General features: G+C 68.3%; 16 protein-coding genes. 7 read left to right on the forward strand and 9 right to left on the reverse strand.

The genetic code is table 11. The features are described from left to right. The first annotated feature begins 4 nt into the window (after positions 1 to 4). The 5 genes from ACFVFH_RS11075 (at position 5) to trxA (ending at position 5,547) form a co-directional block, all read left to right on the forward strand. Entirely contained in the window at positions 5 to 1,726 is a 1,722-nt protein-coding gene (locus ACFVFH_RS11075) for a serine/threonine protein kinase (protein WP_383765949.1), read from the forward strand. Positions 1,727 to 2,383: 657 nt separating this feature from the next. Beyond that, on the forward strand, positions 2,384 to 3,091 hold the full coding sequence (gene sigM / locus ACFVFH_RS11080; protein ID WP_383765951.1) for an RNA polymerase sigma factor SigM: 708 nt from the start codon (positions 2,384 to 2,386) through the stop codon (positions 3,089 to 3,091). Further along, positions 3,088 to 4,071 carry a hypothetical protein gene (locus tag ACFVFH_RS11085; RefSeq protein ID WP_383765952.1) on the forward strand — a complete coding sequence of 328 codons (984 nt, stop codon included), beginning with the start codon at positions 3,088 to 3,090 and terminating at the stop codon, positions 4,069 to 4,071. Before sigM ends, ACFVFH_RS11085 begins: the two co-directional genes overlap by 4 nt. Positions 4,072 to 4,205: 134 nt before the next feature. After that, on the forward strand, positions 4,206 to 5,168 hold the full coding sequence (trxB, locus tag ACFVFH_RS11090) for a thioredoxin-disulfide reductase (protein WP_329196656.1): 963 nt from the start codon (positions 4,206 to 4,208) through the stop codon (positions 5,166 to 5,168). 46 nt (positions 5,169 to 5,214) lie between these two features. After that, on the forward strand, positions 5,215 to 5,547 hold the full coding sequence (gene trxA / locus ACFVFH_RS11095; protein WP_383765954.1) for a thioredoxin: 333 nt from the start codon (positions 5,215 to 5,217) through the stop codon (positions 5,545 to 5,547). 80 nt (positions 5,548 to 5,627) lie between these two features. On the opposite strand, the gene ACFVFH_RS11100 is transcribed toward trxA, so the two are convergent. The 9 genes from ACFVFH_RS11100 to rpmH form a co-directional block, all read right to left on the reverse strand. Beyond that, entirely contained in the window at positions 5,628 to 6,245 is a 618-nt protein-coding gene (locus ACFVFH_RS11100) for a GNAT family N-acetyltransferase (protein ID WP_383208663.1), read from the reverse strand. A 300-nt stretch (positions 6,246 to 6,545) separates the two neighbouring features. Continuing rightward, the gene (locus ACFVFH_RS11105) at positions 6,546 to 7,646 is read right to left on the reverse strand and encodes a ParB/RepB/Spo0J family partition protein (RefSeq protein ID WP_383765956.1); all 1,101 of its coding nucleotides are present in this window, start codon (positions 7,644 to 7,646) and stop codon (positions 6,546 to 6,548) included. Beyond that, positions 7,643 to 8,719: a ParA family protein gene (locus tag ACFVFH_RS11110; protein WP_383766772.1), complete on the reverse strand. Its 1,077-nt coding sequence runs from the start codon at positions 8,717 to 8,719 to the stop codon at positions 7,643 to 7,645. The genes ACFVFH_RS11105 and ACFVFH_RS11110 overlap by 4 nt, the downstream gene beginning before the upstream one ends. A 293-nt stretch (positions 8,720 to 9,012) precedes the next feature. After that, a complete protein-coding gene (gene rsmG, locus ACFVFH_RS11115; RefSeq protein WP_383765958.1) occupies positions 9,013 to 9,729 on the reverse strand; it encodes a 16S rRNA (guanine(527)-N(7))-methyltransferase RsmG in 717 nt (238 codons plus the stop codon). A gap of 102 nt (positions 9,730 to 9,831) precedes the next feature. Continuing rightward, positions 9,832 to 10,341 carry a protein jag gene (locus tag ACFVFH_RS11120; RefSeq protein WP_383765959.1) on the reverse strand — a complete coding sequence of 170 codons (510 nt, stop codon included), beginning with the start codon at positions 10,339 to 10,341 and terminating at the stop codon, positions 9,832 to 9,834. A 14-nt stretch (positions 10,342 to 10,355) separates the two neighbouring features. After that, entirely contained in the window at positions 10,356 to 11,606 is a 1,251-nt protein-coding gene (gene yidC / locus ACFVFH_RS11125) for a membrane protein insertase YidC (RefSeq protein ID WP_383765961.1), read from the reverse strand. 3 nt (positions 11,607 to 11,609) lie between these two features. After that, entirely contained in the window at positions 11,610 to 11,969 is a 360-nt protein-coding gene (gene yidD, locus ACFVFH_RS11130) for a membrane protein insertion efficiency factor YidD (RefSeq protein WP_383765963.1), read from the reverse strand. Beyond that, positions 11,966 to 12,337, reverse strand: coding sequence for a ribonuclease P protein component (rnpA, locus tag ACFVFH_RS11135; RefSeq protein ID WP_093548109.1), 372 nt, complete (start codon positions 12,335 to 12,337; stop codon positions 11,966 to 11,968). Before rnpA ends, yidD begins: the two co-directional genes overlap by 4 nt. An 18-nt stretch (positions 12,338 to 12,355) precedes the next feature. Further along, positions 12,356 to 12,493, reverse strand: a complete 138-nt coding sequence (rpmH, locus tag ACFVFH_RS11140; RefSeq protein ID WP_030930485.1) for a 50S ribosomal protein L34 — start codon at positions 12,491 to 12,493, stop codon at positions 12,356 to 12,358. Between the two features lie 369 nt (positions 12,494 to 12,862). Here rpmH and dnaA point away from each other — a divergent pair, with 369 nt between their 5' ends. Together dnaA and dnaN are read left to right on the forward strand one after the other, a co-directional pair. After that, a complete protein-coding gene (gene dnaA / locus ACFVFH_RS11145; protein WP_383765964.1) occupies positions 12,863 to 14,671 on the forward strand; it encodes a chromosomal replication initiator protein DnaA in 1,809 nt (602 codons plus the stop codon). A gap of 1,124 nt (positions 14,672 to 15,795) precedes the next feature. After that, positions 15,796 to 16,926: a DNA polymerase III subunit beta gene (gene dnaN / locus ACFVFH_RS11150; RefSeq protein ID WP_072487582.1), complete on the forward strand. Its 1,131-nt coding sequence runs from the start codon at positions 15,796 to 15,798 to the stop codon at positions 16,924 to 16,926. Positions 16,927 to 17,030: the final 104 nt, after the last annotated feature.

A 17,030-nucleotide genomic window follows, 5' to 3' on the forward strand; every position in this document is an offset into this window, starting at 1 on the left:
GACGGTGGCGGAACGTAGCACGGCTGCCGTCGACGTGGCCGACAACAGCGGTGATGAGCCGCTGGCCGCCAAGGCGGACGAGGCCACGACCGACGGGACGGCAGAAGCCCAGGACACCACAGGCACGAAGCCGCAGGACACAGGTGGTGAACGCACCGGTTCCGAGACCACCCTGCCGACCCCTGACCTGCACAGCGGGCACAAACTCGCCAGACGCTACCGGCTGGAGGAGTGCGTCACCCGTCTGGACGGCTTCAGCAGCTGGCGCGCCGTCGACGAGAAGCTGCGCCGCGCGGTCGGCGTCCATCTGCTGCCCGCCGACCATCCGCGTGCCCGCTCCGTGCTGGCCGCGGCCCGCTCCTCCGCGCTGCTCGGCGACCCCCGCTTCGTGCAGGTCCTCGACGCGGTGGAGGAGGACGACCTCGTCTACGTCGTCCACGAATGGCTCCCCGACGCCACCGAGCTCACCTCCCTGCTGGCCTCCGGGCCGATGGAAGCGCACGACGCGTACCAGCTCGTCAGCCAGATCTCGCAGGCCATGGCGGCGGCGCACCGGGAGGGCCTCGCCCATCTGAGGCTGACCCCGGGTGCGGTGCTTCGGAGCTCGACCGGGCAGTACAGGATCCGCGGCCTCGCGGTGAACGCCGCCCTGCGCGGCATCACCGCCGACAGCCCCCAGCGGGCGGACACCGAGGCGATCGGCGCCCTGCTCTACGCCGCGCTGACCCAGCGCTGGCCATACGAGAGCGATGCGTACGGGCTGGCCGGGCTGCCCAAGGGAGTGGGGCTGATCGCCCCCGACCAGGTACGGGCCGGCGTCCATCGCGGCCTTTCCGAACTCGCCATGCGCGCGCTCGCCAACGACGGCGCCACTGCCTCCAGGCAGGAACAGCCGTGCACCACGCCGGACGAACTGGCCAAGGCCGTCGCCGCGATGCCCCGCATCCGCCCGCCGGAGCCCGCCTTCACGGCGCCGCCCGCATACCAGCGCACGACCTACCAGCAGGGCTCCTACGGACGCCCGCCGGCCCACCCCGGCACACCCGCGGCCAAGCCCGTGATGGTCGTGCCCCCGGCGCCGCTCCAGAGCCGCACCGGCAAGGCCCTCAAGTGGGCCGTTTCCGCACTGCTGATCGCGGCCCTGGGTCTCGGCAGCTGGCAGCTCGCCGAGACGTTGCTCAACAAGGACTCCAGTGACCCGGGCACCACACAGACCAACCCGGAAAACGGTGACGCCGGCAAGAAGGCCCCCAAGAGTCAGCTGCTCGCGGTCAAGGACGCGGCCGAGTACTTCCCGGACGGAAAGGCACAGCACCCCGGCGACGTCCGCCTGACGTATGACGGCGACAGCTCGACGTACTGGCGGTCCAAGACCTTCATAGGCGGCCCCAAATTGGCTCCCTTCAAGCAGGGCGTCGGCATCGTTTATGAACTCAACTCCGACCAGCCCGTCTCATCAGCCTCGATAAGCCTTCAATTCGGCGGGGATCACACCACCGCCTCGCTCTACGCGACCGACTCCCTCAACTCTTCGACGCCGCTGACGTCGATGAAGAAGATCGCGACGACCGAGACGAACGGCACCGAGGCGAAACTGCGGACGAAGAGCCCCGTAAAGACCCGGTTCGTTCTCGTGTGGCTCACCGAAGTGCCGAATTCCCCCGCGGATCGCTACAGCGATGCAGGCTACAAACAAGGCATCATCGACGTTAAATTCATGGGCTGACCTCCTGCTCACGGGTCGACACCTCCCCGCCGCCTGCCCGGAGAAGGCCGAACTCGCGCACCTCGTGCTGGAGTTGCCCCGGCTCCTCATGACCAGCGCGGCGGGGAAGCCGCGGCTCCCCCGCGCGTAGTCGCTGTCCTCGATCCACGACGCGTTCTCCCTCCGTGGACGTGGCCCGGGGCCTCTCGGGCGACCTCCGCGGAGACCTGATCAGGATCTCGCCAAAATCGCCCTCTGCCCAGCCACGAGCCCGTCGCCGACGAGCAGGCCCGTGCCATGGAGCGCGTACTCGACAGCGAGAACACCAGCCGCGCTCAGCGGCCTCCTGGTTCCGCCGAATCCGGCGAAAGCGTGTCTGTCGGCGGTCAGTTGATATCGTGTCCAGCCCCGGTATCGGCACCGCCTTCCGCACCCGACCTCGATCCGGACCGCAAGAGCCGCGACCTCGCCCGTCGGCCGGGGTCCCCTGACTACGGCGTCACTCTCGTCACGGCAACCGCCCGACAGCCCACGACACCGAAAGCCGCTTGTCCACGCTCACCTGGCATGAAGTCTTCCGATCAGGGGCATTTTCCGCTTTCCTGATCAAGCCTTGGACGACTCACTTCGCGAGAGCCCGGGGCCAAGGTCACTCTTAGGCATTCAAGGGGGTATCGCGTGGCCGCTGAATCGTCAGAACCCGACTCCAGCGACTCAGACCTCCTCGCTCGCCATGTGGCCGGTGACCCCGATGCCTTCGGTGAGCTCGTACGGCGCCATCGCGACCGGCTGTGGGCCGTGGCGATACGGACCCTGGGCGACCGCGAGGAAGCCGCGGACGCCGTTCAGGACGCCTTGGTCTCCGCCTTCCGGGCCGCCCACACCTTCCGTGGCCAGTCCGCGGTCACCACCTGGCTGCACCGCATCACCGTCAACGCCTGCCTGGACCGGGTCCGCAAGGCCGCCACGCGCAGAACCGCGCCGGTCGATGACACCGAACGGTTCGAGCAGCTCCTCGAACCGCACGAGTCCGCGGAAGCACCGGCCGAGCGCCAGGACCTCCACCGCGAGCTGCTGGCCGCGCTGGCCACGCTCCCCGCCGAGCAACGGGCCGCACTCGTCCTCGTGGACATGCAGGGCTACCCCGTGGCCGAGGCGGCACGCGTCCTCGATGTCCCGACCGGCACCGTGAAGAGCCGCTGTGCTCGGGGCCGGGCCCGGCTGGCTCCTCTGCTCACCCACCTCCGCACCGAGGTCGCGGGAGCCGATGAGACGGCCACAGGAAGGAACCGGACGCCGCGCGCGTCCGTCCCACCGCCATCGGGGCCGAGAGACGCGGGCACAAGCGATCCTGCTGCAGTGAAGGGCGGAGGTGGGCGCACATGACATCAACGACCGACACGACCCAGCATCCGGATGTCACGGAGATCTCCGACCTGACGGAGGGGCTGCTCCCCGCGTCACGTGCGGCGGAGGTACGCGGTCATGTGGACGGCTGCGAGCTCTGCGCCGAGGTCCACGCCTCTCTCACGGAGATCCGCGAGTTGCTCGGCACCATCCCCGTGCCGCAACGCATGCCGGACGATGTCGCGGCCCGCATCGATGCCGCGCTCGCCGCCGAAGCGGCGCCCGCCGGCACAGCAGCGCACGCATCGACAGCGAGGTCTGTTTCACGGGACTCGGCGCATGTTTCACGTGAAACAGAGCTGTCGGGGTCGACGAAGCCGAATGTCGAGACCGGTGCCTCGGCCCGCCCCGCGGGGCGTCCCCGGGCGACCACCGGCCCCGGCCGCCGGCCTCTGCGGCGTCAGCGCCGCAAGGCCGTGCTCGGCGCCGCTCTGGGGGCAGCCGTGGTCGGCGTGAGCGTCTTCATTCTCCAGAGCATCCATCCGTCCCAGGACTCCGGGAGCGTCAAGGCGGCGGACCGGAGGTCCAGCTCCGAGGGGAACAGCGCAGGAGACTTCTCGGAGTCCACGCTCGAAGGCCGGGTGCATACGCTTCTTCTCGGGTCCGGAGCGAAGCCGTCGAGGTCGGCCGATGGCATGGGCACCGAGAAGCAGTCACCGTCCAGTGAGTCACAGACGACTCCCAGGAGCACCTCTGCCGGAGCCGACTTGCCGCAGACTCCCTTGCGCGCGCCCACCGTGCCCGTCCCGCCCTGTGTGGAACAGGGCACCGGGCGCGATGCCCCGGCCCTCGCGGTGGAAGAAGGCACCTTCCGAGGCACGGATGCCTTCCTCGTCGTCCTTCCGCATCCGTCCGACGCGACCCGCGTCCAGGCGTACGTCGTCGACGCGTCCTGCGTCCAGGAACAGCCCGCGGGCAAGGGTGAACTTCTCCTGACGCGCACCTACGCACGCCCCTGAGAATCGCGCCGGACGCCGCCTCGGCACTACGGGGAATGCATCCCCCGTAGGATCCGTTGGGTGGGGTGAGAGTCGTTGAACCGACCCCAGTAGGCGTGGACAGTAGGCAGTCTGCAGAGACGAGGAAGAAACCCGTGAGCGACGTCCGTAATGTGATCATCATCGGCTCCGGCCCCGCGGGCTACACGGCCGCCCTTTACACCGCGCGCGCCTCGCTGAAGCCGCTGGTGTTCGAAGGTGCTGTGACCGCAGGTGGCGCGCTGATGAACACCACCGACGTGGAGAACTTCCCGGGCTTCCAGGACGGGATCATGGGCCCTGAGCTCATGGACAACATGCGCGCCCAGGCCGAGCGCTTCGGCGCCGAGCTCGTCCCCGACGACGTCGTCTCCGTGGACCTCACCGGAGACATCAAGACGGTCACCGACACGGCCGGCACGGTGCACCGCGCCAAGGCCGTCATCGTGACGACCGGTTCCCAGCACCGCAAGCTGGGCCTGCCCAACGAGGACGCCCTCTCCGGACGCGGCGTCTCCTGGTGCGCCACCTGTGACGGCTTCTTCTTCAAGGACCAGGACATCGCCGTGGTCGGCGGCGGCGACACCGCGATGGAGGAGGCGACCTTCCTCTCCCGCTTCGCCAAGTCGGTCACCATCGTCCACCGCCGTGACACGCTGCGTGCCTCCAAGGCCATGCAGGAGCGCGCCTTCGCCGACCCGAAGATCAAGTTCGCCTGGGACAGCGAGGTCGCCGGGGTGCACGGCGACCAGAAGCTCTCCGGGCTGACCCTTCGGAACACCAAGACCGGCGAGACGTCCGAGCTCGCGGTGACCGGCCTCTTCATCGCGGTGGGCCACGACCCGCGCACCGAGCTCTTCAAGGGCCAGCTCGACCTGGACGACGAGGGTTACCTCAAGGTCGACGCCCCCTCGACGCGTACCAACCTGACCGGTGTCTTCGGCGCCGGTGACGTCGTCGACCACACCTACCGTCAGGCCATCACCGCCGCTGGAACGGGATGCTCGGCCGCACTCGATGCCGAGCGCTTCCTCGCTGCGCTCGCCGACGACGAGAAGGCCGCCGCGGCCGCCGTCTGACCCACGTCTCTCACCCCACACACCCCAAGAAGTTAAGGAGGCCGCCGTGGCCGGCGCCCTGAAGAACGTGACCGACGACTCCTTCGACGAGGTCGTCCTGAAGAGCGAGAAGCCCGTCCTGGTGGACTTCTGGGCTGCCTGGTGCGGCCCGTGCCGTCAGATCGCCCCGTCGCTGGAGGCCATCGCCGCCGAGCACGGCGAGCAGATCGAGATCGTCAAGCTCAACATCGACGAGAACCCCGCGACGGCCGCCAAGTACGGCGTCATGTCCATCCCGACCCTGAACGTCTACCAGGGCGGCGAGGTCGCGAAGACCATCGTCGGCGCCAAGCCGAAGGCCGCGATCCTCCGGGACCTCGAAGGATTCATCGGCCAGTAGGACCGCACCGCACTGTTTCACGTGAAACGGGTCCATCCCTCGGGGGATGGACCCGTTTCACGTGGTCGTGGGCTCATGGATCACAGCGGTCTCAGCGCCGGCTCCTTCTGTACCGCGCCCAGCAACCGGTCCAGCGCCAGTTCGACGTCTTCCTTCCAGGAGAGCGTCGTACGCAGCTCCAGCCTCAGCCTCGGATGAACGGGATGCGGTCGCACGGTCTTGAAGCCGACCGCCAGCAGATGATCGGCAGGGAGCACACAGGCAGGCTCCTTCCACCGGGCATCGCCGAACGCCTCGATCGCCTTGAACCCCCGCCGCAGCAAGTCCTTGGCGACTGCCTGCACCATGACCCGGCCCAGTCCCTGGCCCTGGTGACCCGGCACGATCCAGGCAGTCATCAGCTGCACGGCATCGGGGGAGACCGGGCTGGTCGGAAACGCGGTCGAACGCGGCACATAGGCCGGCGGCGCGTAGAGCACGAAGCCCACCGGCACGTCGTCGACATAGACCACGCGGCCGCACGAGCCCCACTCCAGAAGAACGGCCGAGATCCAGGCCTCTTTCTCCAGCCCGGGTCTTCCCGCCTTTACCGCAGCTTCCCCACTGACCGGATCGAGCTCCCAGAAGACACATGAGCGGCAGCGTCTGGGGAGATCCGAAAGATTGTCCAGTGTGAGGGGTACGAGCCGACGCCCCATGAAGGCTGTTCCTCGCTTCCTTCGCCCGCCGCGTCGCCTGCGACTGTCAGTGCGCTCCGTTCGAGGAGCAGGCTGCCGACAAACCCTCCGACGGCCCCCAGGCCCAGCCCCACTGCCATCAGCCGACTGCGGCTCACTGATCGCATGGCCCTCCCTGCCGAGGTGCCTCAAGCCGGATGTGCCATACCAGAACGCATCGTATCCACCCAGGGATGAAGCCGACACCGAGAGAAAGCAAAGGGCGGGCTGTGTTCCGGTAACCACCGGAACACAGCCCGCCGCACGCTTCCGTCGCCGGGGTCAGCCCTCGTCGTCCTCGCCCGAATCCTCGGAGAGGCTCCGGTCCAGCACGCGCCCCTCACCCGGTGCCAGGCTGCCGAGAATGCGGTCCAGATCCTCCATCGACGCGAACTCGACGACGATCTTCCCCTTCTTCTGGCCGAGGTCGACCTTCACCCTGGTCTCGAAGCGGTCCGAGAGCCGGGTAGCGAGATCGGAGAGGGCCGGCGACACCCGGCCGCCTGCTCGCGGTCCCCTGGCCTTGGCGGGGCTCTTGGGATCGGAGCCCATCAGAGTCACGATCTCCTCGACCGCACGCACCGAGAGCCCCTCGGCCACAATGCGATGAGCCAGCTTGTCCTGCTCCTCCGAGTCGTCCACGGAGAGCAGCGCCCGCGCATGACCGGCGGACAGCACTCCGGCCGCCACCCTCCGCTGTACCGGGGCCGACAGCCTCAGCAGACGGAGCGTGTTCGACACCTGCGGCCGGGACCGCCCGATCCGGTCGGCCAGCTGGTCATGCGTGCACTTGAAGTCCTTGAGCAGCTGGTCGTACGCGGCTGCCTCCTCCAAGGGATTCAGCTGAGCCCGGTGCAGGTTCTCCAGGAGCGCGTCCAGAAGAAGCTTCTCGTCATCGGTGGCCCGGACGATCGCCGGAATCCGCTCCAGCCCCGCCTTCCGGCAGGCCCGCCAGCGGCGCTCGCCCATGATGAGCTCATAGCGCTCCGGCCCCACCTTCCGCACGACGACGGGCTGGAGAAGGCCCACCTCCTTGATGGAGGTCACCAGCTCCGCAAGGGCATCCTCGTCGAACACCTCACGGGGCTGGCGGGGATTCGGAGTGATGGAGCCGGACGGAATCTCGGCGAAGTACGCCCCGGCGGGTCCCACCTCCTCAGCGCCCGCCCCGGACGCCGCGACCGGCGCACTCGGCTCCGGCACGACCGGAGCACCCCCGAGAGCGGCCACCTTGGCCGCGGCCACCCCCCGCTCCGCCGTCATCACAGGGCCCGACCCCGCGGAGGCCGGTCCCACCCCTGCGGACGGCACCTGCTTCTCCTGCGGAGCGGCGGGGATCAGGGCACCCAGCCCACGCCCCAACCCTCTTCGACGCTCGCTCACTGAATCCCCTCCGAAAGGTTCTGCTGGCTGTTCCCGCTGCCCGGCTGGGCATGCTGGGACTCGTAGTGGACGCCGACGCCCCGCAGGGCGATCTCACGCGCCGCTTCGAGGTAGGACAGCGACCCGCTGGAACCCGGATCGTAGGTCAGCACGGTCTGCCCGTAGCTGGGTGCCTCCGAGATACGCACCGATCGCGGAATGTTCGTGCGCAGCACCTCCTTGCCGAAGTGGGTGCGCACCTCCTCCGCGACCTGCGAAGCGAGCCTGGTGCGGCCGTCGTACATGGTGAGCAGGATCGTCGACACATGAAGATCGGGGTTGAGATGCCCCCGCACCAGGTCCACGTTGCGCAGCAGCTGTCCCAGCCCTTCCAGCGCGTAGTACTCGCACTGGATGGGGATCAGCACCTCGGCACCCGCCACCAGGGCGTTGACCGTCAGCAGGCCGAGCGACGGCGGGCAGTCGATGAGGATGTAGTCCAGCGGCTGCTCGTACGCCTGGATCGCCCGCTGCAATCGGCTCTCCCGCGCCACCAGCGATACCAGCTCGATCTCCGCACCGGCGAGATCGATGGTGGCGGGAGCACAGAAGAGACCCTCAACGTCCGGTACGGGCTGAACCACCTCCGAGAGCGGTCGGCTCTCCACCAGGACGTCGTAGATGGAGGGGACTTCGGCGTGGTGGTCGATGCCCAGAGCCGTAGAGGCGTTCCCCTGCGGGTCGAGGTCGACCACCAGCACGCGTGCGCCATGAAGGGCGAGCGAGGCAGCAAGGTTGACCGTCGTGGTCGTCTTGCCCACTCCACCCTTCTGATTGGCCACCACCATGATGCGTGTCCGGTCAGGACGGGGCAGGCCCTCGCCGGCGCGGCCAAGGGCCTCGACCGCCAGCTGGGCCGCACGACCGATGGGGGTGTCGTCCATCGGCGGCGGTGTTTCACGTGAAACACCCTCCCCCGCCGATTCGGTTCGGGGACCGGGGACCGGATCGGTCATCGGTCCCGCGATGTTGGCGTCGGACCGCAAGGATTCACTCTCCTCGACTTCAGGCTCGCAATGAGCAGAGCCTGCCATGCTTTCGGGGTCGTGAACCAGCGAGGCCCGCTCTTCTGTGGATGAATCCACTTCTGTGGACAACTCCGTAGCCCTAACGGGCCTGCGATACCGCGGGGCGGTCGCCGCGCGACCGCGGTTGATGATCCCGTGCAGCAGAGAGCGACGTTTCACGTGAAACACGATGCCCCCGCAGCCTAGCTACAGGGGCACGACACTCCGCAGGGGGACGTACGGCAACGCCTCGGAAGACAGTCGGCGCACGGGCGGACCGTACGGTGTGGCCGCTCCACCCCGCAGAGCGGCCGGAGGGCTCAGCGACGGCGCCTCGTGCGGCTCGTCCGCGCGGCCTTGGCCCTCTTCGCGGCGAACCTCACACCGCCGGGGCTCTCACCGACCACCACACGCACCACCGTGGACATCGGATCGACAACGCCCTCCCCGACATGCAGTACCTCGGTCTCCACCACACCGAGCTTGCTCAGGGCCGCACGCGCCCCGGCGATCTCCTCCTCGGCGGTGTCCCCCTTGAGCGCCAGCATCTCCCCGTACGGACGCAGCAGCGGAACGCCCCAACCGGCCAGCCGGTCCAGCGGCGCCACCGCGCGAGCCGTCACCACATGCACCGGCTGGAGCGAGCCCAGAACTTCCTCGGCCCGGCCACGCACGACCGTCACATGGTCCAGCCCCAGCAGCTCCACGACCTCCTGGAGGAAATTCGTGCGCCGGAGCAGGGGCTCCAGCAGGGTGATCTTGAGGTCCGGACGCACCAGCGCCAGCGGGATACCAGGAAGGCCCGCACCCGAGCCCACATCGCAGACCGTGACCCCGTCGGGCACGACCTCGGAGAGCACCGCGCAGTTCAGGAGGTGCCGCTCCCACAGCCTCGGCACCTCGCGCGGGCCGATCAGCCCCCGCTTCACCCCGGCGTCCGCCAGCAGCTCCGCGTACCGGACGGCCTCCGGGAAGAAGTCGCCGAAAACCGTCCGCGCCCCTGGGGGCGCCTGGGGAAGCTCTACTTCCGCCGTCACGGGAACCGTCCTTCCGTACCGCACTGTGGGTGGCTGACTATCAGGCTGACAAAGATCGGCCCCGCCTGTGTACAGACGGGGCCGACAGAACTAAGGGTCCGGTCAGGCCGGGAGGACGACGACGAAGCGCTCCGGCTCCTCGCCCTCGGACTCGCTGCGCAGACCGGCGGCCGCGACCGCGTCATGGACGACCTTGCGCTCGAACGGCGTCATCGGGTCCAGCTTCACCGGCGCGCCGGTGCTCTTGACCTCGTCCGCGGCCTTGGCACCCAGCTCGGCGAGCTCCGCCCGCTTCTTGGCCCGGAAGCCCGCGATGTCCAGCATCAGCCGGCTGCGGTCCCCGGTCTCCCGGTGCACAGCGAGCCGCGTCAGCTCCTGGAGCGCCTCCAGCACCTCACCGTCGCGGCCCACGAGCTTCTGCAGTTCACGTGCCGAGTCGCTGATGATCGAGACCGCGGCCCGGTCCGCCTCGACATCCATGTCGATGTCGCCGTCGAGGTCGGCGATGTCGAGCAGACCCTCAAGGTAGTCCGCTGCGATCTCGCCCTCCTGCTCAAGGCGGGTCAAGGTGTCGCTGCCCTCAGCGGCCGTGGAGGTGGTGCCTTCCGTCACGGATGGACTCCTTCTTACTTCTTGGACGGGTGCTTGGGCCGCTGCGGGCCCTTGCGCTGTCCGGACTTGGCTTGGCGTGAGGAGCCGGACGCGGGCTTGCCCGCCGGCTTGGGCTTGTCGTCCTGCTTCTGCAGGGAGGTCTTGGCACCCGACTCGGTGGACTCGGCGTCCTTGCCGCCCGCCTGCGCGGTACCGGTCTGGCGCTGGGCCTTGGTCTGGCGCTTGGGCTGCTGTCGCCGCTGCGCGGCTCCGCCCTCGGCCTCCGCGGCGGCGGTGTCGCTCTTCGCCACCGAGCCGTCCTCCTGCGGAGCGAGACCGAGCTTGGCCAGTCCGGTGACGAACTTCCGCTCGATGTCATTGCGGTCCGGGCCCTTGGCCACGATCCGCTTGACGGTGTTGCGCCGGGTCCGGCCGCGTACCTCGCCGTGGGCGGTGACGCTCTTCAGCAGACGGGTCAGGTACTGGTCCTGCGCCTTGCTGCCCGGGGTGGGGTTCTGGTTGATCACGTACATCTGCTGACCCATGGTCCAGACGTTGGTGGTCAGCCAGTAGACGAGGACACCGACGGGGAAGTTGATGCCCATGACGGCGAAGATCACCGGGAAGATGTACATCAGCATCTTCTGCTGCTGCATGTACGGCGTCTTGACCGTCAGGTCGACGTTCTTCGTCATCAGCTGGCGCTGGGTGAAGAACTGGGAGGCCGACATCATCACGATCATGACCGCGGTGACGACCCGGACGTCGGTGAGGGAGGCGCCGAGAGCACTGACCTCCGCCGGGGAGTTCATGAACTTGGCGGCGAGCGGAGCACCGAAGATGTGGGCCTGACGGGCGCTGTCGAGCAGCGACTGGTCGATGACGCCGATCTTCTTGTTCGAGGCGATGGCCGACAGCACGTGGTACAGGGCGAAGAAGAACGGAGACTGCGCCAGGATGGGAAGGCACGAGGAGAGCGGGTTGGTGCCCGTCTCCTTGTACAGCTTCATCATCTCTTCGGACTGACGCTGCTTGTCGCTCTTGTAGCGCTCCTGGATCGCCTTCATCTTCGGCTGGAGCACCTGCATGTTGCGGGTCGACTTGATCTGCTTGACGAACAGCGGGATCAGGCAGATCCGGATCAGCACCACCAGGGACACGATGGACAGGCCCCAGGCCCAGCCCGTGTCGGCCCCGAAGATCGCCCCGTACAACTTGTGGAACTGGACGATGACCCATGAGACGGGCCAGGTGATAAAGCTGAACAGACTGGCAATCGTGTCCACTAATCAGGCTCCTTGAGCATTGGGCGAAGTCTCTGCGGCCTGACCCGGGGGTTCGGAGACCGATCCCCGGCCAGACGCATCAGCGGCGGAGTCCCCGCCCTTGCCACCGCGTATGGCATTACGCAGGAGTTCATGCCAACGCGGACGTTTGCGTGGTGGAACGTAATCCACGCCACCGGGTGACCACGGATTGCACCGCAGGATGCGCCAGGCGGTCAGCGCGGTTCCCTTGATCGCTCCGTGCCGGTCGATCGCCGTATATCCATAGTGGGAACACGACGGGTAGTAACGGCAGACAGGCCCGAGAAGTGGGCTGATCGTCCACTGATACAGCTTGATCAGAGCCAGCAGCGGGTACTTCATCGCGCGCCCCCTCCCAGCAGCCGCTGCAGAGCGGCGTCCAGGTCTCGGGCCAGCTGTTCATGGTCGGCGTCGCCCGATCCGGGCAGCGCTCGTACGACAACCAGGCTACCGGGGGGCAGCAGGGCAAGCCGTTCGCGGACCAGATGGCGAAGCCTCCGCTTCACCGCTGTGCGGACGACCGCTCCACCCACGGCTTTGCTGACAACGAAACCCGCACGCGGCGGGGGAGCATTCTCCCCAGTCACGTGCGGGTCCGTTGCACCGCTGCGTAGATGAACGACGAGTAGCGGGCGGCCGGCCCGGCGTCCTCGACGTACTGCGGTCGCGAAGTCCTCGCGCCGCCTCAGCCGATTCTCGGTAGGCAGCACGTCATGACCTGTAAGCGATCAGGCGGACAGGTTGGCGCGACCCTTGCCACGGCGGGACGCGAGAATCGCGCGGCCGGCACGGGTGCGCATACGCAGCCGGAAGCCGTGGGTCTTTGCGCGACGACGGTTGTTCGGCTGGAAGGTGCGCTTGCTCACTAGGGGGCTCCAGAAATGACTCGTGTGTTGGCGGGACATCGCCTGGCTGTCACCGTGCGCCCACGAGAGACTCGCGTAAACGCTCTAGTGCACCGCTTCACAATCACAGATCGTGATCTTTGCCCATCGGAGGCAGGCGGCAGCAGCCATCGACAACTCGACCTGGTCACGGTACGCGCGGCTACGCCATCCGGTCAAACCAGCCCTCCAGCACCCTCCACTGTGCACAGGCTGTGGACAACAACTTGAACCACGCGGGTCGCCCTGACTACCGTGGCTGAGTTCCGGTCTTTTCTTCCTGCCTGCCGGTCCCCACCCGTCCCGTCCCGAGAACCACACATTCGTGGGACCTGCGAGAGAGCGTGCCCTGTGGCTGACGTACCTGCCGATCTTGCCGCAGTGTGGCCACGAGTGCTGGAGCAACTCCTCGGGGAGGGCCAACAGGGCATCGAGCCGAAGGACAAACAGTGGATCGAGCGCTGTCAGCCGCTCGCCCTGGTCGCCGACACCGCGCTGCTCGCGGTCCCCAATGAATGGGGCAAGCGCGTCCTGGAGGGCCGGCTCGCGCCGCTCATCAGCGAGACGCTGAGCCGCGAATGCGGCCGCCCGATCCGCATCGCGATCACCGTCGACGACTCCGCGGGCGAGCCTCCGAGCCCGCCCGCGCCTCCGATGCACCAGTCCCAGCAGCCTCAGCAGCACCGCTACCAGGGACCGCAGCACGACGAACGGCAGCACAACGACGCGTACGACGGCTACGGGCACCGGCCCGCCGACGACGGGATGCCGACCGCCCGGCCCGCCTACCCCGACTACCAGCAGCAGCGCCCCGACCCCGGCGCGTGGCCGCGCACCCAGGAGGACCTCTCCTGGCAGCAGCCCCGCCTCGGCGGATTCCAGGACCGCGAGGCTCCCGCGGAGCAGTGGCGCGAGCCGTACGCCACCGGCCGCCCCCAGCCGCCGCAGCACGACTACCGCCCGCAGCCGCCCGAGCGCCAGGGGTACGAGCAGCAGCGCGCCGACCACCGCGACATGCCGGAATCCCAGCCGCAGCACCGGCAGGGCGGCGCCGGCACCGGGCGGCCCGGCGGGGCTCCCGGCCCGATGGGCTCGCAGCCCGCGCCCACGCCCGGCCCCGGCGAACCGGCGGCCCGGCTGAACCCGAAGTACCTCTTCGACACGTTCGTCATCGGCGCGTCCAACCGGTTCGCGCACGCCGCGGCGGTCGCGGTCGCCGAGGCCCCCGCCAAGGCGTACAACCCGCTCTTCATCTACGGGGAGTCCGGGCTCGGCAAGACCCACCTGCTGCACGCCATCGGGCACTACGCCCGGAGCCTCTACCCGGGCACCCGGGTGCGGTACGTGAGCTCCGAGGAGTTCACCAACGAGTTCATCAACTCGATCCGCGACGGCAAGGGCGACACCTTCCGCAAGCGCTACCGGGACGTGGACATCCTGCTCGTCGACGACATCCAGTTCCTGGCGAGCAAGGAGTCGACGCAGGAGGAGTTCTTCCACACCTTCAATACGCTGCACAACGCCAACAAGCAGATCGTGCTGTCCTCCGACCGGCCGCCCAAGCAGCTGGTGACGCTGGAGGACCGGCTGCGGAACCGTTTCGAGTGGGGTCTGACCACCGATGTCCAGCCGCCGGAGCTGGAGACGCGTATCGCGATCCTCCGTAAGAAGGCGGTACAGGAGCAGCTCAACGCCCCGCCGGAGGTGCTGGAGTTCATCGCCTCCCGGATCTCCCGGAACATCAGGGAGCTGGAGGGGGCGCTGATCCGGGTCACGGCCTTCGCCAGTCTCAACCGGCAGCCGGTGGACCTCGGGCTGACCGAGCACGTGCTGAAGGACCTGATCCCCGGGGGCGAGGACTCGGCCCCGGAGATCACGGCGTCGGCCATCATGGCCTCGACCGCGGACTACTTCGGTCTCACGGTGGACGATCTCTGCGGAACCTCGCGCAGCCGTGTGCTGGTGACGGCCCGGCAGATCGCCATGTACCTGTGCCGGGAGCTCACCGATCTCTCGCTGCCCAAGATCGGTGCGCAGTTCGGCGGGCGCGACCATACGACGGTGATGCACGCGGACCGGAAGATCCGCGCGCTGATGGCGGAGCGGCGCTCCATCTACAACCAGGTCACCGAGCTCACCAACCGCATCAAGAACGGCTGACGGACCGCCGTCGTAAGCGCCCAGGGGCGCTCGAAGGGCCCACAGGGCTCCTCGGGCGCCCTTTTCGCTGCCCGGAAGCCGGGCGGGGAAGGCCCGGAAGCCGTATATGGAGGACGGCCCGGGGACGGTCCGGAAGCCGGGCGGGGGCGTTCGCGGAGGGCTCGCGAGCGGTTCGCCGCCCACGCTCAGGCCCCTCGTAAGCCCCTCATAGGTCCCTCGCGGACCCCTCTCAGACCCTTCGCGTCCCCTCGTCGCCCCCTCCCGGACCCGTCCCGACGCCCTTCGAACCGCCTCCGGGCCCGTTGCGCCGCCGCCCCATGGCCCGCCACCAACGCTCCGGTGCCACCCCGGTGTTCGAATACCTGCCGCTGACCTGCCGTTCTCCACAGATCTGGGGAGTTTTTTCCCTCCACAGCCTGGGGATCGGGAAGTTGTCCATATTGCTTCCACAGGGGCAACTGCCGATACTCCATCAGGCCAGGTCAAGGGCCTGGGGATTTGTGGTCAACAGTGATCCACAGCCTGTGGACAAAATATTCGTCCACAGGGCGCGGATGATGTTGTCCACTGGCAGCCCACAGGTCGAGCCCGGTTGTCCCCAGCTCGGGGGAGCTTCTCCACATCTCTGTCCACTGTTCGGCAACGCGCCACCGCCTTTCACCACGCCGAGTGAAAGGCGTCACACCAAGAGGGCTGGTTGGGCTGTGGGGAACCTGGGTAAAGCTGGGGACAGCCCTGGGGAGAAACCCCCCTGCCCTGTGCATCGGGTGTGCAGAACTTTCGCGTGTCCACAGAAGCGCCGTGTTGTCCACCGGTGCCACCCACAGGGTCGGTGGACAAAAAACCGGGACTGACCTGCGGAAACGACGTTATCCACGGTTTCCACAGGCCCTACTACTACTGCCACCTAGAGTTAGCCCGGAATCCGCTTCGAAGTGGGGCCTGTGCACAACTCGGCGCCGGAGCGCTCCGAACCTCTCGTCGCGACTTGACCCCGAGCAGCACCGAGTGTCGGTGCCGTACGTCAGACTGGTCCCCGGCGTCCTTCCTGCCCCAGTGGTGGAAGACCCGATCAGACGACGAAGGCCAGCAGGGCGAGCGAGCAACAGCAGGAGGCGGTTCCGGTGAAGATCCGGGTGGAGCGCGATGTACTCGCGGAGGCTGTGGCCTGGGTGGCCCGTAGCCTCCCGGCCCGTCCGCCGGCGCCCGTTCTTGCGGGCCTTCTGCTGAAGGCTGAGGACGGGGCCCTCAGTTTCTCCAGCTTCGACTACGAGGTCTCGGCCCGGGTCTCGGTGGACGCGGAGGTCGAGGAGGACGGCACGGTGCTGGTCTCCGGCCGGCTGCTCGCCGACATCTGCCGCGCCCTCCCCAACCGCCCGGTGGAGATTTCCACAGACGGTGTACGGGCGACCGTGGTCTGCGGCTCCTCGCGGTTCACCCTCCACACCCTTCCTGTGGAGGAGTACCCCGCCCTTCCCGAGATGCCGACCGCGACCGGCACGGTCCCCGGCGAGGTCTTCGCCTCCGCCGCCGCCCAGGTCGCCATCGCCGCGGGCCGCGACGACACGCTGCCGGTGCTGACCGGTGTACGGATCGAGATCGAGGGCGACACGGTCACCCTGGCCTCGACCGACCGCTACCGCTTCGCGGTCCGCGAGTTCCTCTGGAAGCCGGAGAACCCGGACGCCTCGGCCGTCGCCCTGGTGCCGGCCAAGACGCTCCTGGACACCGCCAAGGCCCTGACCAGCGGTGACACGGTCACCCTGGCGCTGTCCGGCTCGGGTGCCGGAGAGGGGCTGATCGGTTTCGAGGGCGCGGGCCGACGCACGACCACGCGACTGCTCGAAGGCGATCTGCCGAAGTACCGCACCCTCTTCCCGACGGAGTTCAACTCGGTCGCGGTCATCGAGACCGCGCCGTTCGTCGAGGCCGTCAAGCGTGTGGCCCTCGTCGCCGAGCGGAACACCCCGGTCCGGCTCAGCTTCGAGCAGGGCGTCCTGATCCTTGAGGCGGGTTCCAGCGACGACGCACAGGCTGTGGAGAGGGTCGACGCGGTGCTGGAGGGCGACGACATCTCGATCGCCTTCAACCCCACCTTCCTGTTGGACGGGCTGAGCGCGATCGACTCCCCGGTCGCCCAGCTCTCCTTCACGACGTCCACCAAGCCCGCGCTGCTCAGCGGCCGCCCGGCCGTGGACGCCGAGGCGGACGACGCGTACAAGTACCTGATCATGCCGGTCCGCCTCTCCGGCTGATCCGGTCCTCGGTCCGGTCACGGCGGACCCCGGCGGGCGTGACCGGTGCCGGGCACGCCCGCCGGTCCGTCCCCGGCCGGGCGTAGGCTCGTCCTTGGGTACGA

The organism is Streptomyces sp. NPDC057697, from assembly GCF_042799335.1.
Taxonomy (GTDB): domain Bacteria; phylum Actinomycetota; class Actinomycetes; order Streptomycetales; family Streptomycetaceae; genus Streptomyces.